The sequence below is a fragment of the Actinospica acidithermotolerans genome (assembly GCF_018139625.1).
In the GTDB taxonomy this organism is placed as follows: domain Bacteria; phylum Actinomycetota; class Actinomycetes; order Streptomycetales; family Catenulisporaceae; genus Actinospica; species Actinospica acidithermotolerans.
Map to the genome: position 1 here is coordinate 1 of NZ_JAGSOH010000109.1, position 23,866 is coordinate 23,866.

Here is a 23,866-nt window from a genome sequence, read left to right on the forward strand (position 1 = left end):
CATTGAGGGCCTGTCTGTCTTCGGCGTGCGAGTTTGGTCGCTACACACCGAGCCAGAAGGCCCTCACCCATTTCAAGATCCACCGCCAGTGAGCCGTGTCACTAACCTCTGTGGTCAGTACAACTAGGCCGAGCACAAACTAGCCCTGCGGGCGGGCCGAGAGCACGCAGAACTCGTTGCCCTCCGGGTCCGCCAGCACGACCCAGCCCACGTCCCGCTGCCCGACGTCCACCCGGCGGGCGCCGAGCGCCTCGAGGCGGGCGACCTCGGCGTCCTGGTCGTCCGGATTCAGATCGAGGTGTAGGCGGTTCTTGACCGCCTTGCCCTCGGGCACCTGCACGAACACCAGCCCGGGCCACTGCGGCGCGTCCCGCGTGCCCCCGGCGATGGCGACCTCCCCGTCCCCCTCGAAGACCACCGCGTATCTGAGCGCTTCCGCCCACCAACGCGCCTGCGCCTGCGGATCCGCGCAGTCCACCACGATGCTCCACCACTGGCTGGCCACCGATCGGCACCTCCGTTTCCCTCGAAAATCGACCGGCCTGTCTGCTGATGTTGAGTCGAAGGCCTTTTTTGTTTGTGCCGCAAGGGTTACGACTTGATCGTCGACCCTTGAGATGGCTCCTCTTTCTTAGGGCCTGTTATCTTGGGTTGGTCAGCGGGCGTGGCAGTCGAGCAGATGGTCGTTGACCAGTCCGCAGGCCTGCATCAGGGCGTAGGCGGTGGTCGGCCCCACGAAGACGAAGCCGTTCTTCTTCAGGGTCTTGGCGAGGGCCACGGATTCGGGGCTGGTCGCCGGGATCTCCCGGGTGGTGGTCGGGCGCGGCTGCTCGGCCGGGGCGTGCGACCAGATGAGGTCGGTGAGGCCGCCGTCCAGGGCGCGGGCGGCCCTGGCGTTGGCGATGGCGGCTTTGATCTTGGCGCGGTTGCGGACGATGCCCTCGTCCTCGAGCAAACGGGCCTCGTCGGCCTCGCCGAACCCGGCCACCTCGGCGATGTCGAAGCCCGCGAAGGCGGCGCGGAAGTTCTCCCGCTTGCGCAGGATCGTGATCCAGGCCAGGCCGGACTGGAACGCCTCCAGGCAGATGCGTTCGAACAGCTCGTTCTCGCCGCGCAGCGGCCTGCCCCACTCCCCGTCGTGATAGCCGAGGTAGAGCGGGTCCGAGCCCGCCCAGGGGCAGCGGGCCAGCCCGTCCGCCCCGATCGTCACGCCGTGGTCGTTGTCCATTCCGGCATCATGGCACCGGCTTCCGACAGTTCCGGACACCGCGCAGGCCGCCGCGGAGCAGTACCGCGACGACGAACGCCGCGACCGCTCCCCCGGCGCTGAGCAGGTACGCGTGCTGCGCGCCGAGGCCGTCGATCAGGGGGCCGCCGAGCGAGGAGCCCAGGGTGACCCCGAGGGCGAGGCCGGTGGTGCCGACGGTCAGACCCTCCGTCAGCAGTTCCGCCGGGACGAGGTCCTCAAGCAGCGCGAACGCCGTGATCAGCGTCGGGGCGATCGTGAGCCCGGCGAGGAAGAGCAGTCCCGCGAGCAGCCACAGCGTGCCGGCGAGCGGGAGCAGCAACGCGGTCGCGGCCATCGTCGAGAGCAAGATCAGCAGCTTACGCGGCAGCGGCACGGCCAGGTGGACGGCGCCGAAGCCGATGCCCGCGATCATCGAGCCGAGCGCGTAGACCGCCAGCAGCAGGCCCGCGGACGACTCGTGGCCGTGCTCCTGCGCGAACGCGACGGTGATCACCTCGACCGAGCCGAAGAGCGTGCCGGTGCCGATGAACACCAGCAGCATCACGCGCACGACCGGGACCGCGATCGCGCCCATCCCCTGCCGTCCGCGCTGCGGCGCCGGGTCGGGCTGGGTGCCGCGCTGCAGGCAGAGCGCGAGGGTGCCGAAGGCGAGGAACGCCGCGACGACGCTCAGCCCGCTCGCCGGGGCCACGGACGTGGTCAGGAACGTGACGAGCACCGGCCCGATCAGGAACACGACCTCGTCGACCACCGATTCGAAGGCGTATGCCGTGTGCAGGGCCGCCGTGCCGGAGTAGATCCGCGCCCAGCGGGCCCGCACCATCGACCCGATGCCGGGCATCAGCGCGCCGGCGAGCGCGGCGCACAGGTAGAACGTCCAGGTCGGGGCGTGGAAGCGGACCGCGAGGACCAGCCCGATCATCGACGCGGCGCTGGCCAGGGCCGCCGGGATCGCGATCTTGTCCTGGCCGTGCCGGTCGATCAGCCGCGAGGTGACCGGCGCGCCGAAGGCCTGCACGAACGCGGCCGTGGCCGAGACCGTCCCGGCGATCGCGTAGCTGCCGGTCTCGCCTTCGACGAGCAGCACGCTGCCGATGCCGATCATGGACAGCGGCATCCGGGCGACGAACGCGGCGCTCGAGAACCCCTTCGCTCCTGGGGTGCGCAGCAGCCGGAGGTAGCTGCCCAGACCGCCGTGCTCGCGCTGGACGTCGTCCACTTCCGGCTCCGTGCTCACGCTGACGATTATTCGCCCTCGGGGGTGTACGACACCTGGTAGACCTTCCGCAGCGTCTCGTGGACGGTCCAGCGGGTCACGGCCCCTTCCGGCAGCACGGCCACGTCGCCGGGGCCCACCTCGAGGGTCGGGCCGTCCTGGATCTCGATCGTGGCCCGGCCGCTGAGCACGACGAACATCTCGTCCGCCTCGACGTCGGTGACCACGCCCGGGGTGATCTCCCAGATCCCGCGCTCGACCGTGCGCCCGGCGCCGGCCTGCTCGTCCAGCACGAGGCTGGCGGTGCGCGGGTCGCCGGAGACGACCTGCGCGGGGTCGAGCTCATCCGGGCGGAGCACCGCCCCGGCCACGGAGAGGCGGAGCGGCAGGGTGCTGTCGGCGAAGTCCATGCCGCCGATCTTGCCCGAATGGACGACCCGGGCGCACTTGGCACGGTGTAAGGGGTGAGAGTGGGGCCATGGACGCGGTGCGGCACGGGGTCTTGAATCGGTTCGGCGAGCAGTGGACGATCCGCTTCCAGCGCGAGCTCGGCCATCCGCCCGACCGGGTGTGGTCCGCGCTGACCGACCGCGGCGAGCTCGCGATCTGGTTCCCCACCGGCGTCGTCGGCGACTGGTCGGTGGGCGCGTCGCTGTCGTTCCCGTTCCCGGACGCGGCGTTCCCGGCCATGCACGGCACGGTGCTGCAACTGCGGGAGCCGCGAGTGCTGGAGTACACGTGGGGGCCCGACACGCTGCTGTACCGGCTGGAGGCCGGCGGGACCGGCACGCACCTGGATTTCGTGGTCACGCTCGAGGAGCTGGGCAGCGCCGCGCGCGACGGGGCGGGCTGGCACGAGGCGCTGGATCTGCTGGAGACGGTTCTGGACGGGGCGCAGCGCTGGCCGCTCGGGCAGCGCTGGGCCGAGCTGGCGCCGTCGTACCGGGCCGCGTTCGGGCCGGACGCCTCGACGATCGGGCCGCCCGCGCAGTGGAGCGCGCCGGAGGCCTGACCGCCTCTCCGGCCGGCGGCAGCGAACTTCTCGGCGCCGGGCCGCTGCCGCGGTGGCGGGGCGCGGACCGGCCGCGCAGGACAGGGCGGACCGGCCCCAGAGGACGGAACGGCTAGCGCAGGATCTGCAGCTCGCGGCTGGTCCGGTTGAGGCGGTCGCCGCCGGACTCGGTGCACACGCAGATGTCCTCGATGCGGGCGCCGTGCCGGTCGGGCAGGTAGATCCCCGGCTCGACGGAGAAGGCCATGCCGGGTTCGAGCGGGCGGCTCGATCCGCCGACGATGTAGGGCTCCTCGTGGGTCTCGAGGCCGATGCCGTGGCCGGTGCGGTGCACGAAGTACTTGCCGTATCCGGCCTCGGTGATCAGGTCGCGGCCGACGGCGTCGAGCTCCTCGGCGGTGATGCCGGGGCGCACGGCGTCGGTCTGGGCGCGCTGGGCGGCGAGCAGGACGGCGTGGTACTCGGCGTATTCGGCGGGGGGTTCGCCGAGGACGTAGTTGCGGGTGGAGTCGGAGCAGTAGCCGTCGGGCATGGTGCCGCCGATGTCGACGACGACCGGCTCGCCGCGCTCGATGACGCGGTCGGAGACCTCGGCGTGCGGGCTGGCCCCGTTGGGTCCGGAGGCGACGATGACGAAGTCGACGCGCTCGTGGCCCTCGGCGATGATTGCGTCGGCGATGTCCTGGCCGACCTGACGCTCCGTCCGTCCGGCGCGCAGCCATTCGCCCATTCGGGCGTGTACGCGGTCGATCGCGTCACCCGCGTTGCGTAGCGCGTCGATCTCGGCCGGGGTCTTGCGCATCCGCAGGTCGCTCAGGACCGGTCCGGCGAGCTCCTGGCGCACGCCGGGCATCGCGTCGCGAAATCCGACGAGCTTCTCGGCCCACATGTGGTTGTCCACGCCGACGGTGCCGATGCCCCGGGGCAGCCGGGAGGCGGCGAACTCGTACGCGTTCTGCGTCTCCTGCCAGCCGGCGATCTCGATGCCGAGCCTCCCGGCCGGGGAGGCGTGCGCGGCCGGCACCTCGAGTTGAGGGGCGATCAGGACCGGGTCGCCGTGCACCGGCAGGAGCAGGCAGGTCAGCCGCTCCAGCGGCAGCGCGTGGTACCCGGTGAGATAGCGCAGGTCGGCGCCGGGGGTGACGATCACGGCGTCGAGGCCGGCCGCCGCGGCGGCGGCGCGGGCGCGGTCGAGGCGCTCGGTGGAGAACAGTGCGTCGGTCACGCTGTCAGGGTATGGCCACCCGCCCGATGCCGGCGACCGGTACGCTGCGCCCCGTGGATCACAGCGAGACGAACGTGGGGCAGCGGCGGGGGCCGTCGCGCAGTCAGCAGATCGGCACCGCGAGCGTCCTCGGCGCGCTGGCCGGGGCGGCGCTCGGCAGCCGCCGGGGACTCGGCGGGGTCGCCGCGGGAGCGGCGCTCGGGGCGGCCGGCCTCGGCGCGGTCGAGGCGGTGGCGCGGGCCCGGCAGAAGCCCGGCCGGATTCCGGCGCGCTGGGCGCGGATCGCGGCGAGCGGAGCCGTCGCGGCGCCCGTCGGCTGGCTCGGCGGGCGGCTGACCGGGGCCGGTCCGGCGGCGGTGGGCACGGTCTCCGGGGCGGTCGCGGGCGGGCTCGGGCTGCGTCCGCAGAAGGTGGCGCTGGGCCCGGTGTTCGGCGCGGCGGTCGGCGCGGGCTTCGCGGCGTTCGACCGGGAGGCGAATCCGGCGCTGGTGGCCGCGACGGCGGTCGCCGGGTTCCGGATCGCCTCGGCCGTCGCCTTCCCGGACGAGCAGATCAGCATGCTGGCCGAGCGGGTCTCCCCCGATCGGCTGCCGTTCGTATTGCCGCTCGCCGCCCATTCGCGGTACATCGGGATGCGCTACGTCGAGGATCTGGCCGAGCGGCTGGGGCGCGAGTACGTACGCGACACCCGGGACGTCGGCATCATCGGCTCGCTCGACGAGATCGAGGGCCCGCAGTTCGAGCCGGCGCTGGTGCATCCGCTGGTGCGCGAGTTCTACGAGCACACCACCCGGTTCAAGCTCGACATCGTGCCCGCCTGGCGCACGTGGGTGCGGCCGGGCTACCTCCTCTACCGGACGCTGCTGGCCCGCCCGCTCGGCCAGGCGAACGTGCCGATGAACCAACGCGAGGCGCTGCGCGGCGTGCACAGCCGGATCGACACGATCCTGCCGGGCAAGGACGGCGAGCCGCTGCTGCGCGGCTGGCTGCGCTCGTTCGCGGACGACGACGAGCCGATCTACGTGGGCGTGTACACGACCTACCGGCACGAGGAGCGCGGCTACGTGCGCGTCGGGTTCCCGCTGCCCGACATGAACTTCACGGCGACCCTGATCCCGGTGCACCGCAACGACGGCGGTCTCACGCTCACCAGCACGAGCGCGATCTCCGACCAGCCCGGGCACTACCTGACGTACGTCGACCGGGAGAACGGCGAGCTGACCGCGGCCGCCGTGCACGGGTTCGCCGAGCAGCTGGAGGTGTACGTCGAGGACGGCGAGCTGAAGGCCGAGCACGCGTTCAAGGTCTTCGGTCTGCCCTTCCTGGTACTCCACTACCGGATCACCGGGAAGTAGACGCGCCAGGAAGTAGACGCGACATATCGCGTTCTCCGGGAAACGGGGCTACACTCCGGTTCATGCCTGCAGAACTGCCCGCGCGCAGCGCGGAGGACCTCGAGCAGCGCGCCGCCGACCGCGACCGGGACGAGGTCGCGGTCATCCTGGGGGAAGCGCTCGCCACCGGACGGCTCACCAGCGAGGAGCACGCCGAGCGCCTGGAGGCCGTGTACGCGGCCCGCACGTACGGGGAGCTGGAGCCGCTCACCCGCGACCTGCCGCGCGAGCGCAGCGGCGGGGTCGTGCTGCCGGAGTCGACGGTGCGCCAGGAGGTGGCCGCGACGCTGAGCAAGGTGCACCGCGGCGGCCGCTGGGTGCCGGGCCGGCACACTGAGCTGCGCTCGAACTTCGGCGCGCTGATCGTGGACATGTCCGAGGCCGTGCTGCCCGGACGCGAGATCACCGTCGCGGCGAACTCGCTGTTCGGCAAGCTCGTGCTGCGGGTCCCGGCGAACGCCCGGATCGTCGACGAGGGCGGCGCGGTCTGCGGCAAGTGGGCCGTACACGGCCGCAGCGCGGCCGGGGGCGGCCGCCAGGAGGCGGACGCCGGGACCGAGGAGGGCCCGCTGATCCGCGTCACCGGCCGCGCCCGCTTCGGGAAGGTCACGATAGTGCGCGCCGGGGCCGGGACGAACATGCTCGGCCAGCTGTTCGAGGGCCTGTGGGGACCGGCGGGGCGGTGACGGAACCGGGGGCCGAGCCAACGGCGGAAAACGCGGCGGAAGCGGGAACGGCCGCGACGGCGGGAGCGGACGTCGTCGCGGGCACGCAGCGGGCGTACACCAGGATCGCCCGGCGGTACGCGCAACGCTGGTCCAGCGCGTCGAATCCGTGGATCGAGGCCGCTGCGGACCGGTTCACCGCGCCGCTGCCGGCCGGCGCGCTGGTCGCGGACGTGGGCTGCGGGCCGGGCAACGACACACTGCGCCTGCGCGAACGGGGCCTGCGCGTGCACGGATTCGACCTGTCGCACGCGATGCTCACCGCCCGCGACGTGCCCGGACAGGTGCGCGCCGACCTGCGCGCACTCCCCCTGGCCGACGCCGCGCTGGACGGCCTGTGGTGCGTCGCCGTGCTGCTGCACATCCCCCGCAAGGCGGTCCCGGCCGCGCTCGCCGAGTTCCACCGCGTGCTCAGGCCCGGCGGCCACGCCCTGATCACGATCGCCGAGGGGGACGGCGAGGGCTGGGAGCCGTACGCGCACCCGAGCGGCGCCGACGAGGCCGTCGAGCGGTACTTCGTCTACCACGCGCGCGAGGCGTTCGCCGGACTGCTGGCCGCCGCGGGCTTCGAAATCCTGTGGACCGGCTGTGCAACCACACATCGGACCTGGTTGTCCCTACACCTGCGCCGGATTCGCGGAGTACATTGAGGATAAGGCGGGCGTAACGCGCGCGCTCCTCGTCCCGGGAGGATCGGACATGGCCCAGTCCAGGTTCCGGACGGACCGTCAGTTGTCGGCCCGCATGGTCGCGGTCATGGGGACTCTCGTCCTCGCGTACGCCGGCGCCATGACCGTACTCAGTCTCGTGCTCGGACGCTGGTGGCCGCTGGGCGTCGCGGCGGTCGTCACGTTCTTCGTCTTCCAGATGCTGGCGAGCGACAAGGTCGCGCTCGCGGCCGTCGGGGCGCGGGAGGTGAGCGCCGAGGAGGAGCCGGAGTTGCACGCCGTGGTCGACCGGCTGTGCTCGCTCGCCGACATGCCGAAGCCGACGATCGCGGTCTCGAATTCTTCGGTGCCCAACGCGTTCGCGGCCGGGCGCAAGCGCAGCGGCATCGTGCTGTGCGTGACGCGCGGGATGCTGAGCCGGCTCGACGAACAGGAGCTCGAGGGCGTCATCGCGCACGAGCTCTCGCACATCGCGCACGGCGACGCGATGGTGATGACGGTCGCCTCGTTCATCGGCGTGCTCGCCGGGCTCACGGCGCGCTTCGGCGCGCAGCTGATGCTGTACGCGGGCCGGATGCGCGGACTGTGGCAGTTCATGGTCGCCGCCCTGGCGGTCACGGCGCTGTCGGCGGCCACGTGGATGGTCTCGGTGCTGCTGATCCGCACGCTCTCCCGGTACCGCGAGTTCGCGGCGGACCACGCCGCGGCCGAGCTGACCGGTAACCCGGCGGCCCTCGCCTCGGCACTGCAGAAGGTCTCCGACCGCAGGAGCCTGATCCCGAGCCGGGACCTGCGCCGCGCCACGGCGGTCAGCGCCGTCGCGTTCTGCCCGGTCACGGTCTCGAAGCAGGTCGGCGCGCAGCTGCTGTCCACGCACCCGAGCGTCGAGGACCGGATCGAGCGGCTCGAGCAGATCGCCCGGCGGCTCGGCTGAGCATGGCCGGGAACGGCGCCACGGCCTGCGACGGCTGAGAAGGTGCTGAGGAATCCGCAGTCCGGGCCGGCGGCTGGGTTAGCCTGAGATATGGACGAGAACAAGGCGTTGAGAGTGGTGGACGCGCTGCGCGAGCAGGGCGTCAACGCCCACCTCGCTCGGGAGGGCGTGTACCAGATAGGGGTGCGGGTCGTGCTCGGCGACGGCCGCGAGGCGGTCTGGGACACCGACGACACCCCGGGCCTCGAGGCCCAGGTCATGCGGGACGGGATGCTGGTGGGCTTCGTGCCGCAGATCCCCGGATCCGAGGACTACGACGTGCCGCAGGTGGTGGACGCGATCGCGCGCACCGACTACGACCAGCCGATCGCCACCCGCAGCGCGACCGCTCCCCGACCGGCCGCGCCGCTCACCCGCGAAGGCGGCGTGTTCCGTCGTTTCCTCGGCGGATTCCGGGAAAGGTAAATCCCACCACCGAGGCTTCCTGGACGTGCAGGAGAGGAGGCGGAGAGCCCCATGGCCGTGGCTGACTCCGTCGACACCGCCCGGCTGATCGCCGCCGCCCTGATCACCGGCTGGGGGCTGCTCGCGATCGGCATGGGCTCGATCATCTGGACGAACTTCGGCGGCGTGGCCGACTTCGGCGCGCGCAGGCTGGCCCGGATGGCCCGGGGCCTCGAGGAAGCACACCGGCGCGCCACGGTGCGCGCGTACCGCAGGCACGGCGGCTTCTGGATGGCGCTGGGCGCCGGGGCGGTGCTGTGCGGGATGCTCGCGTTCCTGTGGGCCGTGACCTGAGCGGAGCGCGGCTCACGCGGCGGCTCGCCATCGCGGGCCTTGCGGCACAATTCGCGCAGCAGGTTGCCGCCGCGGGCGGTGAAGCGCGGTCGGCGCAGTGGTGGCCGTCGCGGGGTGAAGCGCGGCTCACGCAGCGGCTCGCCATCGCGAAGGGGTGATGCGCGGCCGTCCGGCTGCCTGTCCGGGGGCGGGCCGCCGCGGGCTACCATGAGCGGATGCGGGAGCTGATCATCCTCGGCACGGCCTCGCAGGTGCCGACGCGCACGCGCAACCACAACGGTTACTTCCTGCGCTGGGACGACGACGGGTTCCTGTTCGACCCGGGCGAGGGCACGCAACGGCAGATGACGCTGGCCGGGGTCGCCGCGCCGGACGTCACGCGGCTGTGCGTCACGCACTTCCACGGCGACCACTGCTTCGGGCTGCCGGGGGTCTTCTCGCGGATCGCGCTCGACCAGGTCTCGCACCCCGTGCACTGCCACTTCCCCGCGTCCGGCGCCGGGCTGTTCGACCGGCTGTGCTGGATGTGGCCGGACTACCGGGCCCGGATCCTGCGGGAGGAGCCGGCGTTCGGCGAGCGCACGGTGCTGGCGACGTCGTCGGCCGGATCGTTCTCCCGCCTCGAGGCCGTGCGGCTGTCGCACGGGGTCGAGGCGTACGGCTACCGGATCACCGAGCCGGACGGGCGCCGGATGCTTCCGGCGAAGCTGGCCGAGGCGGGCGTGCGCGGGCCGCTGATCGGCGAGCTGCAGCGCGAGGGCCGGGTGACGGGGGCCGACGGGCGCGAGGTGACGCTCGAGGAGGTGAGCGTGCCGCGGCCGGGCCAGGTGTTCGCGTTCGTGATGGACACGCGCGTCTGCCAGGGCGTCTACGACCTCGCCGCGAACGCCGACATGCTCGTCATCGAATCCACGTTCCTCACCGCGGAGGCCGCGCTGGCTGCCGAGCACGGGCATATGACGGCGCGCCAGGCGGCCGCGGTCGCGGAGGAGTCGGGCGTGCGCAGCCTCGTGCTCACCCATTTCTCGCAGCGGTACACGGATCTGAGCCGGTTCGAGCTCGAGGCGCGCGAGGTGTTCACCGGCGAACTGCACATCGCCGAGGACCTGATGCGGATTCCGTTCCCCAAGCGGGCCGCCGCGTAGCGCTGGGTTAGCGCGGAGCGTGCGAGCGGCCGCCCGCGCGGGTTGCGCGGGCGGCCGCCGGTCACCGGGAGCCGGACGGGCTCAGCGGTCGATCTTCTTGAAGGTCAGCGCGACCAGCACGGTAAGCGCGGCGACGATCGCGGAGCCGGTCAGCGCCGCGGTGGTGCTGCTGATGACCGCGGTGGCGGGGTGACTGCGGGCGGCGTTGCCGGCGACCGTGACCAGGACGGCGATGCCGAGGCTGACCCCGGTCTGCTGCAGGGTCTGCATGGTGCCGCCGGCCGCGCCCGCGTCCTCGGGGCGCACCGAGTGCATGATCAGGACCATCAGCGGGCTGAAGGCCATGCCCATGCCCAGGCCCATCACGATCATCGGCCACAGCAGGCCGGGGAAGTACGCGGTGTGCTCGCCGATCCGGGTGAAGCCGACCAGGCCGGCCACCAGCAGCACCGTGCCGACGAGGGTCAGCGGCTTCGGGCCGAAGCGCGGCAGCAGCCGCGGGATCAGCCGGGACATGCTGAACACCAGCGTCGCCATCGGCAGGAACGCGAAGCCGGTGCGCACCGGGCTGTAGTGCAGGACGTCCTGCAGGTACTGGGTGAGGAAGAAGAAGCTGGAGAATCCGGCGGCCGGGCCGAGCAGGTAGTTGGCGTACGCGGCGGCCCGGTTGCGGTCCTTGAACAGGTGCAGCGGCAGCAGCGGGTTGCGCGCCGTGGACTGCAGCAGCACGAAGGTGGCCAGCAGCGCGACGCCGACGACGATCGGGGCGACGGTCAGGGTGTTGCCCCAGCCGCTGTCGGCGGCGTGGATCAGGCCGTAGACCAGGGAGCCGACGCCGAGGGTCGCGGTGATCGCGCCGGTGACGTCCAGCCGGGTGTCGTGGCGCGGCGGCTGCTTGAGGAAGCGCGGGGCGAGCGCGGCGGCGACGAGGCCGAAGGGCACGTTGATGAACAGCACCCAGCGCCAGGAGGCGGCCTCGGTGAGCACGCCGCCGAGGATCAGGCCGATCGCGAAGCCCGCGGAGGACATGCCGGCGAACAGCGACAGGGCGCGCACCCGGGCCTTGGCCTCGGTGAAGGTGCTGTTGAGCAGCGCGATGGCGCTCGGTCCGGCGAGGGCCGCGCCGACGCCCTGCGCGACGCGGGCGGCGAGCAGGAAGCCCGCGGAGGTGGCGAAGCCGCCGGCCAGCGAGGCGACCGTGAACAGCAGGATGCCGCCGGTGAACATGCGGCGGCGGCCGTACAGGTCGCCGAGGCGCCCGCCGAGCAGCAGCAGGCCGCCGAAGGTGAGGGTGTAGGCGTCCAGCACCCAGGCGAGCGAGGAGGCGCTGAAGTGCAGGCCGGTCTCGATGCGCGGCAGGGCCACGTTCATCACCGTGGCGTCCACCATCAGCATGAGCTGGCAGGTGAGGATGATCGCGAGCGCCAGCCCTGGCCTTGGCCTGGGTTCATGGCGTGTTCTGGCGTCCAGTCCGGCGCGGGCGTCGCCGGCGGCTACGGGCTGAACGGGCTTCTGCAGGGTCGCGTCGGACACGACAGCTCCAAGGGTGGCGAAGAAGGGGGAAGTGGAGGTACTCTCCACTTAGCGGTGATTCAGACTATACGGAGACCGTCTCCGGTTGGTCAAGCGAAAACGGAGACAATCTCCGGCTGGTGTGAGGAGTCCACGATGCGTGCGGACGCGCGACGCAACTACGAGGCGCTGCTGGCCGCGGCCCGCGACCTGTTCCAGGAGCAGGGTCCGGACGCGCCGCTCGACGAGGTCGCCAAGCGGGCCGGCGTCGGCGCCGGCACGCTCTACCGGCACTTCCCGACCCGCAACGACCTGGTCGCCGCCGTCTACGTCGCGGACATCGACGCCCTGTGCGACGCCGCGGAGAAGCTGGCCGCCGAGGACCCCGACGCCGCGCTCGGCGGCTACATGGACCTGCACGTCGGGTTCACCCTGCGCAACGCGGGCATCAAGAAGGCGATCAAGGAGATGCTCGCGGACGGCGACACCCGCCCCGGGCTGACCCTGTGCAAGACCCGGATGACCGAGATCGCCGGCGAGACCCTCGCGCACGCCCAGGACGCGGGCGCCGCGCGCGAGGACGTGGACACCGTCACCTTCCTGCGGATGCTGCACGGCATCGCGCTGGCCTGCGAGGAGAATCCGGAAATGGCTCCGGCGATGCTCGAGGTGATGAAGGCGGGGCTGCTGCGCGGCGCGTGATCCCGGCGCGGCGCCGTACGCCGTTCGGCACACCCGGAATGCCCGGCGCGGCGATGACCGTAGCCTGGATTGGTGAGGTCGGAAGAGCTGCTCGGACCGCTGTTCGACCAGGTTCCGGTCGGACTGCTGGCGGTGCGGCCGGACGGCACCGTGCTGCTCGCGAACCGGTGGCTGCACAAGTTCTTCGAGCCCTTCGACGCCGGCGCCGGGGACCGGCCGCTGCACATGGACCGGCGACGCATCTCGCTGCCGGACGGCCGGCCGGTGCCGCCGGGCAGCCTGCCGCTGGAGCGCTGCCTGAGCGAGGGCCGCGAGGTCTCCCGGCAGGAGTACCTGTACCACGGCGTGCTGGGCGACCGGTCCATCTCGGTCGACGCCGTCCCGGTGCGCGGCGAGGACGGCGCGATCATCGCGTACGCCTCGACGGTGGTGGACGAGACCGTCAACCGGCGCTTCCTTGACCAGCTCGGCGAGATCCAGCAGGAGCTGGACACGCACGTCAGGGAGCTGAGCCGGGTGCACCGGCTGATCGAGCGGCTCTCCAGCCGCTCCGAGCTCGGGGAGCTGCTGGCCGAGACCGCCGAGGTGGTCGCCGCGCTCGACGGCGCCGACCTGGTCGCGATCTTCCTGCAGCACGAGGGCGAGCTGAAGCTGACGGCCAGCTACGGGATGACCCAGGAGCAGATCGAGCTCGTGGACGCGGTCGAGACCCGCGACCTCTACACCTCGCGCCGCTCGCTGCTGGGGCTGCCGACCACGCTCGTGGACGTGAACACCGAGCCCGGGCTGCCGCCCGCCTACCGGGAGGCGCTGCGCGCGCTGGACGCGATCTCCGTCTACAGCATCCCGCTGCCCTCGGCCGACGGGACCGTGCTCGGCTCGGTCGTCTCCTGCTTCCGGAGCGTGCGGATGCCGAGCCCGCACCAGCGGCAGCTGGTGGAGACCTGCGGCCGCATCGTCGCCCAGCTGATCATCAACGCGCGGGTGCGCGCCCGGGACCGGGACGTGGCCGCCTCGCTGCAGCACAGCATGATGCAGGGCAGGATGCCCGAGGTGCCGTGGGGCGAGCTGGCGACGTTCTACCGGGCGGGCTCGACCGGCATGTACGTGGGCGGCGACTGGTACAACGCCTCGCTGCTCGCGGACGGCCGGCTCAGCCTGGTGATCGGCGACGTGGTCGGGCACGGCATCGACGCGGTCGGCACGATGGGCCGGATGCGCTCGGCCGTGCGCGCCTACACGCTGCCGGCCGCGGGCACCGCTCCCCCGGGCCCGCTGCAGCTGGCGACGCTGCTCGACCACTGGTGCACCGCCACCGACTCCGGGCTCGCCTCGACCGCCTGCTTCGCCGACATCGATCCCGCGACCTTCCGCTGCACGCTCGCGAGCGCCGGGCACCTCGCGCCGCTGCTGGTCGAATCGGGGCCCACTCCCCGCTTCGTGCACGGGGACGCGCTCGGCGCCCCGCTCGGGCTGCTGTCCGAAGGGGAGCAGCCTACTGAGATCAGCTTCCACCTTCCGCGCGGCGCGACGCTGCTGTTCTACACGGACGGGCTCGTCGAGCGGCGCGGCGAGGACATCGGCAAGGGCCTCAAGCGGCTGGCGGAGGCCGCGATGCGCGAGCTGCGCACCGGCGAGGAGGTCGATCTGGGCGGGGTGTGCGAGCGGATCGCGCGCGAGTGCGCGCCGGAGGCCGCCACCGCCGACGACGTCGCGATGATGGCCTTTCGGATTCGCCGATAAGCGCCCGCTGGACATGACCGCGCATGTGCGAAAGGGTGGAGTCCGGTGAGAGTGGGATCAATTTTTCATATTTCCGCGTAATCAGCAGGCAGGACGCCGATGAATCCTGAAATGTCGTTGAACCGGCTTGCCCCGCTCACTCCGAACGCGTGGCTCCGCTACGACGTGATCGGCCGCATGATGCCCCCGCACGTGGCCGACGTGCTCGAGATCGGCTGCGGGCAGGGCGCGCTCGGGGCGCGCCTGTCGGCCCGCTACCGGTACCTCGGCCTGGAGCCGGACCCGGAGTCCTTCGCGGTCGCCGAGGCCAGGTTCGCCGAGCTGGGGGGCGGGCAGGTGCGCAACGCCTCGGTCGCCGACCTCGCCCCCGAGGAGCGCTTCGACCTGGTGTGCGCCTTCGAGGTCCTGGAGCACATCGAGGACGATCAGGGTGCGCTGACGCAGTGGGCCGAGCACGTGCGGCCGGGCGGCTGGCTGCTGCTGTCAGTGCCCGCGCATGCGCGCCGGTACGCGGCCGCCGACGAACTCGTCGGCCACTTCCGCCGTTACGATCCGGAGCAATTGGCCGCGCTCGTCGCAAAGCTCGGATTCGAGAACGTCAATGTCCGTGAATACGGGGCGCCGCTCGGATACCTGCTTGAATACGGACGGAATGCGGTGGCCAGGCACCGGCTGGCGAAGGTGACCGACGCCAGCATGGAGCAGCGCAGCGGCGCCTCCGGCCGGCTGCTGCAGCCCGCCAACCCGGCGGCGTCCGCGGCGGCCAGGTACGGCACGGCCCCGTTCCGGTTGCTCCAGCGCACGCTCCCGCACGGCCCCGGCGTGGTGCTGCGGGCGCAGCTGCCGGGAAGCGGCGCCTAGGCAGAGGCGGGCGCCTAGGCCGCGGCGCGCCGGCGGGCGAGGTGGACGGTGATGTCGGCGTTGATCGCGACGGTCTCGGGGAGCACCCGGGCGATCGCGCCGAACGCCCGGGTGCGCACCGCCTCGGGCAGCTGCAGGTAGGCCGAGACGGTGCGGAGGTAGCCGACGTACTCGTCGGCGCTCAGCGCGAGGCGGCGCTCGACGTGCACCTGCCGGACGTCCTCGAACAGGTCGCAGGCCTGCAGCTCCGTGCCGGGCCACTGCATCGGCGCGCCCTCGGGGGTGCCGTCGGGCGGCAGGACCTCGTCGCTGTCCAGGTACGGTGCGCGTGCGGCGTGCACGGCCGCCGCGACCTCGGCGTCGGCGAGGCGGAACGGGCCGCCGAGTGCGGCGAACACGCCGCCCGGCTCCAGCAGCGCGGCCACCCGCGGCCAGCGGCCTTCGGGGCGCGTCCAGTGCAGGGCGGCGGCCACGTATACGAGCGCGTACGTGCGCTCCGGGCGCAGGTCCTCGAACGCGGATCGGACCGCGGTCACGGTGGGCGCGGCGGTGGCGCGGAGCTTGTCGAGCATGGCCTCGTCGGGCTCGGTCGCCGTGATCTCGATGCCGTGGTCGGCGAACAGCCGGGTCGCCTTTCCGGTGCCCGCTCCGATCTCCAGCGCGGTGCGCGGAGTCTGCCCGGCATAGTCGGCTACGGTGTCGTAGACGGCCCTCGGGTAGTCGGGCCGGAACCGGTCGTAGGAGTCTGCGACGGCCCCGAAGCTCAATGCGCGCATGACCCGTGATTATGCCGCGTCGCGCCAGTCCGCCCCGATGAAACCGCCGTGCTCGTGCAGCAGCGCGCGGGCGGTCTCGAGCCGGACCGGGCGGGCGAAGAGGTAGCCCTGGCCGTACTTGCAGCCGGCCGCCGCGAGCAGCGTGCGCTGGCGCTCGGATTCGAGGCCCTCGGCGACGACGTAGAGGCCGAGGGAGTCGGCGATCTGGATGATGCCGCAGACCAGGTCCATCCGGCGCGGCGAGCCGGTGATCTCGTCGATGAACGACTTGTCGATCTTCAGCGCGTCGAACGGCATGTCGTGCAGGTAGCTGAGCGAGGAGTAGCCGGTGCCGAAGTCGTCGATCGCCAGGCCCACGCCGAGTTCCTTGAGCGCGTTCAGGTCGTGCGGGCCGTCGTCCTCGGCGTGCCGCATCAGCGCGCTCTCGGTGAGCTCGACGATCAGCGCGTCGGGCCCGACCCCGGCGTCGGCCAGGCCCGCCGCGATGTCGCCCGTCAGCCCGGGCACGGAGAACTGGCGGGCGGAGACGTTCACGGCCACGCGCACGTCGCCGGCGTCGGGTTCGGCGCGCAGGACGGCGGCGGCGTCGGCGGCCTTCGCGAACAGCCAGCGGCCGAGCGGGACGATCAGCCCGGTCTCCTCGGCCAGCGGGATGAACTTGTCGGGCGTGATCAGGCCGCGCTCCCGGTGCGGCCAGCGCACCAGCGCCTCGAAGGAGGCGATCCGGCCGGTGCCGAGGTCGACGACGGGCTGGTAGCGCAGTTCGAGGGCGCCGGCGGCGATGGCCGCCTGCAGGTCGGCGTGCAGCTGCGCGTGCTCGAGCCGGGCCTGGAGCATCTCGGGCGAGTAGACGCGGATCGCGTCCCGGCCGGCCGCCCTGGCGGCCTCCAGGGCGAGGCGGGCGTTGCGGATCACGTCCTCGGAGTGGGACTCGCCGTACGCGCAGGCGACGCCGATGCAGCTGGTGAGCCGCACCTGACCGGCCGGCAGCGAGAACGGCTCGGCCACGACCTGCGCGACCTGCTCGGCGACCTGCCGGCAGGCCTCGGTCGAGGGTTCGGCGATCTCGAACAGCACCCCGAAGGAGTCGGAGTCGAAGCGGGCGGCCTCCAGCGCCCCGTGCGCCTGGGCGAGCCGGTTGCCGGTGGTGATCAGGATCAGGTCGCCGAGCTCCCGGCCGTGCACCTCGTTGAGCTCGCGGAAGTTGTCGAGGTCGAGCTGCACGACGACGGGCACCGGGCCGCGCTGGCGGACGGTGGCCATGGCGAGCTCGACGCGGCGGGTGAACTTCAGCCGGTTGCCCATGCCGGTGAGCCGGTCGTGGTAAGCGTGGTGGCGCAGGTCGCGTTCGAGCCTGCGGCGCGCGGTCACGTCCCGCAGCGTGAGCACGAGCGCCTGCACGCTCGGGTCGTCGCGCAGGTCGGAGCAGGCGACCTCGAGCTCCAGGCGCCCGACGCCTGGCCGGTCGAGCACCCAGTCCATCCGGGCCGCGGAGCGGCCGCCGCCGGGCTGCTCGCCCAGGGTCTTGGCGACCCAGGCGGCGTTGTGCGGGCCGAACAGCTCGGCGAGTTCGAGCGCGGTCGGGTCGGGCACCCGGAACAGCTCGACGGTGGACGGGCTGGCGTAGCGCACCCGGCCGCCCTGGTCGACGAGCACGATGGCGTCGGAGGCGTCGTCGACCAGAGCGCGGAAGTAGGCCTCGCCGTCGCGGCGGCTGATCTCGCGGCTCAGGCCGAGGCGGCTGAGCGCGAGCGCGGCCTGCGAGGCGAGGATGCGCAGCTGGCCGAGCCGCTCGCCGAGCCCGGCGCGGCCCTGGTCGACGCCGAGGGCGAGCGCCGCCGGCGCGCCCGCGTCCTCGGCGGTGTGCCCGAGGGTGGCGTGCGGCCGCTCGCCGAAGCGCGCGTCGATCCATTCCTCCGGGTCCGCGCCCTCGACCCGCTCGGCCAGGTCGGCGCCGGCGACCCCGGGCACGTCGTTGGCGAGCGTGAGCAGTTCGTCCTCGGCGGCGACGGCGGCGACCGCGACACGCGGCTCGCCGGGTCCGGCCAGCACGCTCGCGGCGTCCAGGACGGTGCCGAGGATCTCGTGCGTGTCGTTGGCCGCGACCAGCCGGTCGGCGGCGGCGCCGAGGGTCTTCTCGGCGCGCAGCCGGGCGTCGGCCTGCGCGAGCGCGAGGCTGAGCCGGACGACCAGCAGCAGCGCGATGACGGTGCCGAACACGGCGATCACATCGCCCTCTTCGGGCGCGTCCACGGCTTCGGCGACGACGACCGCGACCGTCGGGGCGATCGCGGCGAGGCCGAGCAGGGCGGTGCGGCGCGGCGGCGGACTCGCCCGCGGGACGGCGGCGCTCGGGCGCACGATCTCGCCGGCGGACGGGCTGAGCGCGGCGGCGCCCCAGCACACCAGGCCGGTGGTCCACAGGGAGATCTGCGCGACGGTCGGAGCCGAGTCGCGGGCCCAGTGCACCGCGGCGAGCTCGACGAGGGCGAACATGACGTCCGCGGCGAGCATCAGGCAGGTTCCGGCGAGCAGCAGCCACACGGCGGCGGGGGCGTGCAGCGGGTCGGGGTAGAGCAGCCTGCCGAGGATCACCAGGATGAACGCGTCGCCGAGCACGAAGGCGACGGCGTAGGCGCGCACGGCCGTGGACGGCAGCGAGGCGCCGGCCAGCGGCACCACGAACAGCGTCCAGGTGACCAGGCCCAGGCAGGCGAGCACGATCAGCGTGTCGACCAGCCGGGCCCAGAGCACCAGCGGGCTGCCGCGCATGGCGATCACCAGCACGGCGACGGCGGCCAGCGGGTAGGCGGCGGTGGCGAGGAAGTCGGTCGCGGACGGGACGGTCACCGCGCCGCGCAGGTCGTCGCCGAGCACGAAGTAGTTGCTGGCGAGCAGCAGCGCCCCGGCGAGGGCGAGCAGCCGCCAGGCGGGCAGCCGGTCGAGGCGGTTGAGCACCGGCCCGAGGGAGAGGGCGGCGACGGCGATGACGCCGGCGGCCAGCAGGAACAGTCCCCGGCCGAGCGGCGGCAGCGGCGGGCTGCCGAGCAGGAGGCACGCCTCAACGGCCAGGTACCTGCTGAGCGCGGGCCGGGCACGCATGCCTCCAGCTTGCGCCCTGCGCGCGGTTCGCACGAGCGGAGCAGTCCGTTCGGGCGGATGGGCTACCGGACCGCGTCGGGCCAGGGAAACCACCCGGAATGTCCTGGTGATTAGCTCTGCTTTGGACTTACCCTGGCCCCATGGACGACCCCAAGGGCCTGGCCGACGACCTGTCCGGCGCCCTGTCCGGACTGCACCGCACGGTCCGCCGGCACGTGCGCTCCCGGCTCGCGCTCGAACCTCTCGCCGGCGCGCAGGGCGAGCTGCTGCGGCTGGTGGCGGACCGGCCCGGCATCAGCGTCTCGGCGGCCGCCAAGGAGCTGAGGCTGGCCGGCAACTCCGTCTCCACGCAGGTCCAGCAGCTGGCCCGGCTCGGCTATCTGAGCCGGGAGACCTCCGCCACCGACCGGCGCGGCGCCGTGCTGCGCGCGACCCCGGCGGGCGAGGAGCGGCTGGCGCGCTGGGCCGACGAGCGGGCCGAGCTGTTCGAGCGCCAGCTGAGCCGGCTCACCGCGCAGCAGGTCGACGCGCTCGCGGCCGCGCTGCCCGCGCTCAAGGCCCTGACGGACCTGATCGGCTCGGACCGGGAGCCCTGAGGCGGTCCCGGCCGCCACAGCACGCTGACACACCCGCCGGGGACCGCCGAAGCCGGGCAGCGCCGCGGGGCGCCGGGCGGCTGCCTACCCCTGTACTCGGGGCGCGGGCGCGATAGCCTGTACCCCCTACACCGGCCACGGTCGCGCCCCTCTCCCCGGCGGCCCGCGGCCGGGCTGAACCGTGGTGGGGCCGCGGTCGTCAGCCGAGTTCGCCGCGAGGCACGCCGGGCGCCGGTGTGTCCCTCAGCCGATCCCGGCGAGGACTGGATCTAGGCTGGGGTTCGACGTCAACGGAAGGGATCGGGCATGCCGTACCGCGTCACGTTCGTGTGCACCGGCAACATCTGCCGGTCCCCCATGGCCGAGCACGTGCTGCGCGGCCGGCTGGGCCGCGAGGGCCTCGGGGCGCGGGTGGAGGTGGACAGCTCGGGCACCGGCGGCTGGCACGTCGGGGACCCGGCCGACCACCGCACGGTGCGGGTGCTGCGCCGCAACGGCTACACCTCGGCGCACCGGGCGCGGCGGTTCAAGCCGGAGTGGTTCGACGGCTACGACCTGATCCTGGCGATGGACACCGGCCACCTGCAGCAGCTGCGCAAGCTGGCCCGCGGGCCGCAGGACGCGGCGAAGCTCAGGCTGCTGCGATCCTTCGATCCGGCGGCCGGCACCCGGCTGGACGTGCCGGACCCGTACTACGGCAACGACGCGGACTTCGAGCACGTACTCGAGCTGTGCGAGGCGGCGATGCCGCGGCTGATCCGGCACATCCGCGCGGACCTCGCCGAGCGGCCCGAGGACGACGCCGACGAGCTGCTCGACGAGGACGCCGACATCGAGGCCGACGACGCCTCGCTGCGCCGCTGAACCGGCTCGCTCTCCCGCCGCGCTCCCCCGGTCAGCTCCCGGCGATCCTCTCGGTGAGCCGCCGGATCCCGGACCGGATCGCGTCGCTGAAGGCCGTGCTGCCGGTGTGCCCGGAGTCCTCGACGACGACGAGTTCGCTGCCGGGCCACGCTTTGGCGAGCTCCCACGCGGCCTTGACCGGTCCGCCGAGGTCGTTGCGCCCGTGCACGAACACGGCCGGGATTCCGGCGAGCCGGTGCGCGTTCCCGAGCAGCTGCCCGTCCTCGAGGAACGCGGTGTTCGAGAAGTAGTGCGCGCAGATGCGCACGAACGCCTCCCTGGCCTCATCGAGCATGCGGAGGCTGTAGTTGCCGGGCGTGCCGTTGACCTCCTGGGAGATGACGGCGTCCTCCCAGGCGACCCATTCGGCCGCGGTGCGGGCGCGGACCTCGGGGTCAGGGTGCTGCATCAGCCTGCCGTACGCGGCGAGCAGGTCGAAGACGCTCTCGCCGCGCTCCTCGGCGGGGATGTACTCGCGGAAGCGCTCCTGGGCTTCGGGGAAGATGCGCCCGACGCCCTCGTAGAGCCATGCGACGCCGTCGCTGTCGGTGATGGTGACGGCCGGGATCAGCGCGCCGGTGACGCGCTCTGGGTGGGTTTCGGCGTAGGCGAGGATGAGCGTGGAGCCCCAGGAGCCGCCGTGGAGCATCCACCGCTCCAGGCCGACGTGCTCGCGCAGCAGCTCCATGTCGGCGACGAGGTTCTGCGTGGTGTTGCGGCTCAGGTCGACGGCGGGGTCGGCGGCGTGCGGGAGGCTGCGCCCGCAGTTGCGCTGGTCGAACAGAATCGCGCGGTAGCGGGCCGGGTCCAAGGCGCCGCGCGCGGTGACGCTGCAGCCGGAGCCGGGGCCGCCGTGCACGATCGCGACGGGGACGCCCTCGGGATCGCCGACCTGCTCGTAGTACATGAGGTTTCCGTCGCCGACGTCGAGCAGTCCGGCGTCGAAGGGTTCCGTCACGGGGAATCTGGGCACGGCGGATCTCCTTGCGGGTGTGGTGGAAGCCTTCCACCCTAGCCCCTTACCGGCCTATGACCACGCCGTTATGATCGGCGGCATGCCCACGGATGCATTCACCACCCGTCCGGAGCTCGCCGGCACCTTCGGGATGGTCGCGAGCACGCACTATCTGGCCACGGCGGCGGGCATGGCAGTGCTCGAACGCGGCGGCAACGCGTTCGACGCGGCGGCCGCGACGGCGTTCGCGCTGCACGTGGTCGAGCCGCACCTGAACGGGCCCGGCGGCGATGTGCCGATCATCCTGGCGACGGCCGCGGACCCGGCGCCGCGGGTGCTGTGCGGGCAGGGGCCGTCGGCGGCGGCGGCGAGCATCGGGCGTTTCGAGGCGCTCGGGCTGACGCTGGTGCCCGGCAGCGGCCAGCTGGCCGCGGTCGTGCCGGGCGCGGTCGGCGCCTGGCTGACGCTGCTGCGCGACCACGGCACGCTGCCGTTGCGCGACGTGCTCGAATACGCGATCGGATACGCCGAGCGCGGGCATCCGGTGGTCGCGGGCGTGGTCGGCACGATCAACGCGGTCGCGGGGCTGTTCCGGGAGCACTGGACGGATTCGGCGGCGCAGTGGCTGCCGGACGGCCGCGTCCCGCGCCCGCACGAGCTGCTGCGGCTGCCCGCGCTCGCGGCGACGTATCGCAGGCTGCTGAGCGAGGCCCAGGCGGCGGGCGCGGACCGCGAGGCGCAGCTGGATGCGGCGTACCGCGCGTGGTACGAGGGCTTCGTCGCCGAGGCGATCGACGCGTTCGCGGCGCGCGAGGTGCACGACGAGACGGGCCGCGCCCATCGCGGGCTGCTCACGGGCGCAGACCTGGCCGCGTGGCGCCCGTCGTACGAGCCGACGCTGAGCCTGGACTGGCGCGGCGTCACGGTGCACAAGGCGGGCCCGTGGAGTCAGGGCCCTGTGCTGCTGCAGCAGCTCGGGATGCTGGACGCGCTCGGCGAGCTGCCGCCGCACGGCAGCGCGGAGCGGATCCACCGCGTGGTGGAGGTCGCGAAGCTGGCGTTCGCGGACCGCGAGGCGTACTACGGGGACGATCCCGAGGCGTACGCGGCGATGGCGGACCTGCTCGACCCGGGCTACCTCGAAGCCCGGGCCGGCCTGGTCGGGGAGTCGGCGTCCGAGCAGCTGCGCCCGGGAAGCGCGGGCGGCCGGGCGCCGAGGCTGCCGGAGTTCCTCTCCAGCCCCGAGGCGCTCGCGGCCTCCGGCGAGCTGACGGACGCGATGGCGCAGGTCGAGCAGGTCGACGCGCGCGGCCGCGCGCGCGGGGACACCTGCCACATCGACGTGGCCGACCGCTGGGGGAACCTGGTCTCGGCCACCCCGTCGGGCGGCTGGCTGCAGTCGAATCCGACGATCCCGGGGCTCGGGTTCTGCCTCGGCAGCCGCGCGCAGATGTTCTGGCTGGAGCCGGGCCTGCCGTCCAGCCTGGCGCCGGGCAAGCGCCCGCGCACGACGCTGAGCCCGTCGATGCTCTCCCGCGACGGGGAGCCGGTCGTCTCCTTCGGCACGCCGGGCGGCGACCAGCAGGACCAGTGGCAGCTGCTGTTCGTGCTCAACCATGTCGGCGACGGGATGAACCTGCAGGCGGCGATCGACGCCCCGGCCTGGCACAGCAGCGCGATGCCGGCGTCGTTCGCGCCGCGGCAGCGCGCGCCGCGCGACCTGGTCATCGAGGAGAGGTTCGGCGAGCCGGTGCTCGCGGCGCTGGCCGAGCGCGGGCACCGGCCGGTGCGCTCGGGGGCGTGGTCGCTGGGCCGGCTCTCGGCGGTGAGCCGGGATCCGGCGACCGGGGTGCTGCGCGCGGGCGCGAACCCGCGGGCGATGCAGGGCTACGCGGCGGGCCGGTAGCCGGGGGCCGGGCGGCGGCGCGGGGCCGCCCGGTGCAGCAGCAGGTAGACCTCGCAGCCGAGGCAGTAGTCGAACGCGGCGTTCAGGAACGCCGCGGCCAGCGCGAGCCCGGTGGCGACCATGCCGGCCACCTCCCAGCCGGCGAGGTAGCTGAAGGCGCCGACGAGCGCGAAGCCGAGCCCGACGAACTGCGCGAACACCGGCGGCGCCGGGTTCTCCAGCTCGGCCGGCGGCGCCAGGCGCGGGCGGACGAACCTCCGGTAGACCCAGCCGTAGGGCGAGTACCTGAGGTCGGTGAACGCGCTGACGGCGAACACGAGCGCCTGCGCGGCCAGCAGCCAGCCCCATCCGGTGGCCAGCACGACGATCAGGACGACGGTGGTGATCGCGGCGCCGAAGCGCGGGCCGCGCGGGTCGATGAACGGCTTGAGGCCGTCCGGGGCG

General features: G+C 73.2%; 24 protein-coding genes. 14 read left to right on the forward strand and 10 right to left on the reverse strand.

Going from position 1 to position 23,866, the window contains the following annotated elements; translation table 11 throughout:
- Positions 1–139 precede the first annotated feature (139 nt).
- The 4 genes from KDK95_RS26990 to KDK95_RS27005 form a co-directional block, all read right to left on the reverse strand.
- Positions 140–505 carry a VOC family protein gene (locus KDK95_RS26990; RefSeq protein ID WP_212521112.1) on the reverse strand — a complete coding sequence of 122 codons (366 nt, stop codon included), beginning with the start codon at positions 503–505 and terminating at the stop codon, positions 140–142.
- Between the two features lie 150 nt (positions 506–655).
- Positions 656–1,228 carry a DNA-3-methyladenine glycosylase I gene (locus tag KDK95_RS26995; RefSeq protein ID WP_212521113.1) on the reverse strand — a complete coding sequence of 191 codons (573 nt, stop codon included), beginning with the start codon at positions 1,226–1,228 and terminating at the stop codon, positions 656–658.
- 7 nt (positions 1,229–1,235) lie between these two features.
- On the reverse strand, positions 1,236–2,486 hold the full coding sequence (locus KDK95_RS27000; RefSeq protein ID WP_212521114.1) for an MFS transporter: 1,251 nt from the start codon (positions 2,484–2,486) through the stop codon (positions 1,236–1,238).
- 8 nt (positions 2,487–2,494) lie between these two features.
- On the reverse strand, positions 2,495–2,875 hold the full coding sequence (locus tag KDK95_RS27005; RefSeq protein WP_212521115.1) for a cupin domain-containing protein: 381 nt from the start codon (positions 2,873–2,875) through the stop codon (positions 2,495–2,497).
- A 68-nt stretch (positions 2,876–2,943) separates the two neighbouring features.
- Here KDK95_RS27005 and KDK95_RS27010 point away from each other — a divergent pair, with 68 nt between their 5' ends.
- Entirely contained in the window at positions 2,944–3,477 is a 534-nt protein-coding gene (locus KDK95_RS27010) for an SRPBCC family protein (RefSeq protein ID WP_212521116.1), read from the forward strand.
- Between the two features lie 112 nt (positions 3,478–3,589).
- Here KDK95_RS27010 and KDK95_RS27015 read toward each other — a convergent pair whose 3' ends face one another.
- Positions 3,590–4,702, reverse strand: a complete 1,113-nt coding sequence (locus tag KDK95_RS27015) for a M24 family metallopeptidase (protein ID WP_212521117.1) — start codon at positions 4,700–4,702, stop codon at positions 3,590–3,592.
- Positions 4,703–4,755: 53 nt separating this feature from the next.
- Between KDK95_RS27015 and KDK95_RS27020 the strand changes: the two genes are divergently transcribed.
- From KDK95_RS27020 to KDK95_RS27050, 7 genes are all read left to right on the forward strand, one after another.
- Positions 4,756–6,057, forward strand: coding sequence for a hypothetical protein (locus KDK95_RS27020; RefSeq protein WP_249161958.1), 1,302 nt, complete (start codon positions 4,756–4,758; stop codon positions 6,055–6,057).
- 62 nt (positions 6,058–6,119) lie between these two features.
- A complete protein-coding gene (locus KDK95_RS27025; RefSeq protein WP_212521118.1) occupies positions 6,120–6,782 on the forward strand; it encodes a DUF1707 SHOCT-like domain-containing protein in 663 nt (220 codons plus the stop codon).
- On the forward strand, positions 6,779–7,471 hold the full coding sequence (locus KDK95_RS27030; RefSeq protein WP_212521119.1) for a class I SAM-dependent methyltransferase: 693 nt from the start codon (positions 6,779–6,781) through the stop codon (positions 7,469–7,471). Before KDK95_RS27025 ends, KDK95_RS27030 begins: the two co-directional genes overlap by 4 nt.
- Before the next feature lie 49 nt (positions 7,472–7,520).
- Positions 7,521–8,423 carry a M48 family metalloprotease gene (locus KDK95_RS27035; protein WP_212521120.1) on the forward strand — a complete coding sequence of 301 codons (903 nt, stop codon included), beginning with the start codon at positions 7,521–7,523 and terminating at the stop codon, positions 8,421–8,423.
- A 90-nt stretch (positions 8,424–8,513) separates the two neighbouring features.
- Positions 8,514–8,888 carry a hypothetical protein gene (locus KDK95_RS27040; protein ID WP_212521121.1) on the forward strand — a complete coding sequence of 125 codons (375 nt, stop codon included), beginning with the start codon at positions 8,514–8,516 and terminating at the stop codon, positions 8,886–8,888.
- A gap of 51 nt (positions 8,889–8,939) precedes the next feature.
- Complete coding sequence (locus tag KDK95_RS27045; RefSeq protein WP_212521122.1) at positions 8,940–9,221, forward strand: hypothetical protein; 282 nt, start codon at positions 8,940–8,942, stop codon at positions 9,219–9,221.
- 215 nt (positions 9,222–9,436) lie between these two features.
- Positions 9,437–10,366, forward strand: coding sequence for a ribonuclease Z (locus KDK95_RS27050; protein ID WP_212521123.1), 930 nt, complete (start codon positions 9,437–9,439; stop codon positions 10,364–10,366).
- A gap of 81 nt (positions 10,367–10,447) precedes the next feature.
- On the opposite strand, the gene KDK95_RS27055 is transcribed toward KDK95_RS27050, so the two are convergent.
- Positions 10,448–11,836, reverse strand: a complete 1,389-nt coding sequence (locus KDK95_RS27055) for an MFS transporter (RefSeq protein ID WP_372463392.1) — start codon at positions 11,834–11,836, stop codon at positions 10,448–10,450.
- A gap of 198 nt (positions 11,837–12,034) precedes the next feature.
- On the opposite strand from KDK95_RS27055, the gene KDK95_RS27060 reads away from it, so the two are divergent.
- The 3 genes from KDK95_RS27060 (at position 12,035) to KDK95_RS27070 (ending at position 15,184) form a co-directional block, all read left to right on the forward strand.
- Positions 12,035–12,580: a TetR/AcrR family transcriptional regulator gene (locus KDK95_RS27060; protein WP_212521124.1), complete on the forward strand. Its 546-nt coding sequence runs from the start codon at positions 12,035–12,037 to the stop codon at positions 12,578–12,580.
- Positions 12,581–12,652: 72 nt separating this feature from the next.
- Positions 12,653–14,323 carry a SpoIIE family protein phosphatase gene (locus tag KDK95_RS27065; RefSeq protein WP_212521125.1) on the forward strand — a complete coding sequence of 557 codons (1,671 nt, stop codon included), beginning with the start codon at positions 12,653–12,655 and terminating at the stop codon, positions 14,321–14,323.
- A gap of 111 nt (positions 14,324–14,434) precedes the next feature.
- Positions 14,435–15,184: a class I SAM-dependent methyltransferase gene (locus tag KDK95_RS27070; RefSeq protein ID WP_212521126.1), complete on the forward strand. Its 750-nt coding sequence runs from the start codon at positions 14,435–14,437 to the stop codon at positions 15,182–15,184.
- 14 nt (positions 15,185–15,198) lie between these two features.
- Here KDK95_RS27070 and KDK95_RS27075 read toward each other — a convergent pair whose 3' ends face one another.
- Complete coding sequence (locus KDK95_RS27075; RefSeq protein WP_212521127.1) at positions 15,199–15,960, reverse strand: class I SAM-dependent methyltransferase; 762 nt, start codon at positions 15,958–15,960, stop codon at positions 15,199–15,201.
- A gap of 9 nt (positions 15,961–15,969) precedes the next feature.
- Entirely contained in the window at positions 15,970–19,062 is a 3,093-nt protein-coding gene (locus tag KDK95_RS27080; protein WP_212521128.1) for a putative bifunctional diguanylate cyclase/phosphodiesterase, read from the reverse strand.
- A gap of 140 nt (positions 19,063–19,202) precedes the next feature.
- Between KDK95_RS27080 and KDK95_RS27085 the strand changes: the two genes are divergently transcribed.
- Positions 19,203–19,658, forward strand: a complete 456-nt coding sequence (locus KDK95_RS27085) for a MarR family winged helix-turn-helix transcriptional regulator (protein WP_212521129.1) — start codon at positions 19,203–19,205, stop codon at positions 19,656–19,658.
- Between the two features lie 306 nt (positions 19,659–19,964).
- Positions 19,965–20,522: a low molecular weight protein-tyrosine-phosphatase gene (locus KDK95_RS27090; RefSeq protein WP_212521130.1), complete on the forward strand. Its 558-nt coding sequence runs from the start codon at positions 19,965–19,967 to the stop codon at positions 20,520–20,522.
- A 31-nt stretch (positions 20,523–20,553) separates the two neighbouring features.
- Here KDK95_RS27090 and pip read toward each other — a convergent pair whose 3' ends face one another.
- Complete coding sequence (gene pip / locus KDK95_RS27095; RefSeq protein ID WP_307844696.1) at positions 20,554–21,534, reverse strand: prolyl aminopeptidase; 981 nt, start codon at positions 21,532–21,534, stop codon at positions 20,554–20,556.
- 82 nt (positions 21,535–21,616) lie between these two features.
- Between pip and KDK95_RS27100 the strand changes: the two genes are divergently transcribed.
- The gene (locus KDK95_RS27100) at positions 21,617–23,422 is read left to right on the forward strand and encodes a gamma-glutamyltransferase family protein (protein ID WP_212521131.1); all 1,806 of its coding nucleotides are present in this window, start codon (positions 21,617–21,619) and stop codon (positions 23,420–23,422) included.
- On the opposite strand, the gene KDK95_RS27105 is transcribed toward KDK95_RS27100, so the two are convergent.
- On the reverse strand, positions 23,404–23,841 hold the full coding sequence (locus tag KDK95_RS27105) for a DUF4395 domain-containing protein (protein WP_307844697.1): 438 nt from the start codon (positions 23,839–23,841) through the stop codon (positions 23,404–23,406). The two genes, KDK95_RS27100 and KDK95_RS27105, sit on opposite strands and share 19 nt — an antisense overlap.
- Positions 23,842–23,866 lie beyond the last annotated feature (25 nt).

Bases quoted from the DNA above. Each gene is read 5' to 3' on its own strand.
- KDK95_RS26995 (WP_212521113.1), bottom strand. From the start codon at position 1,228: ATGGACAACGACCACGGCGTGACGATCGGGGCGGACGGGCTGGCCCGC.
- KDK95_RS27005 (WP_212521115.1), bottom strand. From the start codon at position 2,875: ATGGACTTCGCCGACAGCACCCTGCCGCTCCGCCTCTCCGTGGCCGGG.
- KDK95_RS27010 (WP_212521116.1), top strand. From the start codon at position 2,944: ATGGACGCGGTGCGGCACGGGGTCTTGAATCGGTTCGGCGAGCAGTGG.
- KDK95_RS27025 (WP_212521118.1), top strand. From the start codon at position 6,120: ATGCCTGCAGAACTGCCCGCGCGCAGCGCGGAGGACCTCGAGCAGCGC.
- KDK95_RS27035 (WP_212521120.1), top strand. From the start codon at position 7,521: ATGGCCCAGTCCAGGTTCCGGACGGACCGTCAGTTGTCGGCCCGCATG.
- KDK95_RS27040 (WP_212521121.1), top strand. From the start codon at position 8,514: ATGGACGAGAACAAGGCGTTGAGAGTGGTGGACGCGCTGCGCGAGCAG.
- KDK95_RS27045 (WP_212521122.1), top strand. From the start codon at position 8,940: ATGGCCGTGGCTGACTCCGTCGACACCGCCCGGCTGATCGCCGCCGCC.
- KDK95_RS27050 (WP_212521123.1), top strand. From the start codon at position 9,437: ATGCGGGAGCTGATCATCCTCGGCACGGCCTCGCAGGTGCCGACGCGC.
- KDK95_RS27060 (WP_212521124.1), top strand. From the start codon at position 12,035: ATGCGTGCGGACGCGCGACGCAACTACGAGGCGCTGCTGGCCGCGGCC.
- KDK95_RS27070 (WP_212521126.1), top strand. From the start codon at position 14,435: ATGTCGTTGAACCGGCTTGCCCCGCTCACTCCGAACGCGTGGCTCCGC.
- KDK95_RS27075 (WP_212521127.1), bottom strand. From the start codon at position 15,960: ATGCGCGCATTGAGCTTCGGGGCCGTCGCAGACTCCTACGACCGGTTC.
- KDK95_RS27080 (WP_212521128.1), bottom strand. From the start codon at position 19,062: ATGCGTGCCCGGCCCGCGCTCAGCAGGTACCTGGCCGTTGAGGCGTGC.
- KDK95_RS27085 (WP_212521129.1), top strand. From the start codon at position 19,203: ATGGACGACCCCAAGGGCCTGGCCGACGACCTGTCCGGCGCCCTGTCC.
- KDK95_RS27090 (WP_212521130.1), top strand. From the start codon at position 19,965: ATGCCGTACCGCGTCACGTTCGTGTGCACCGGCAACATCTGCCGGTCC.
- KDK95_RS27100 (WP_212521131.1), top strand. From the start codon at position 21,617: ATGCCCACGGATGCATTCACCACCCGTCCGGAGCTCGCCGGCACCTTC.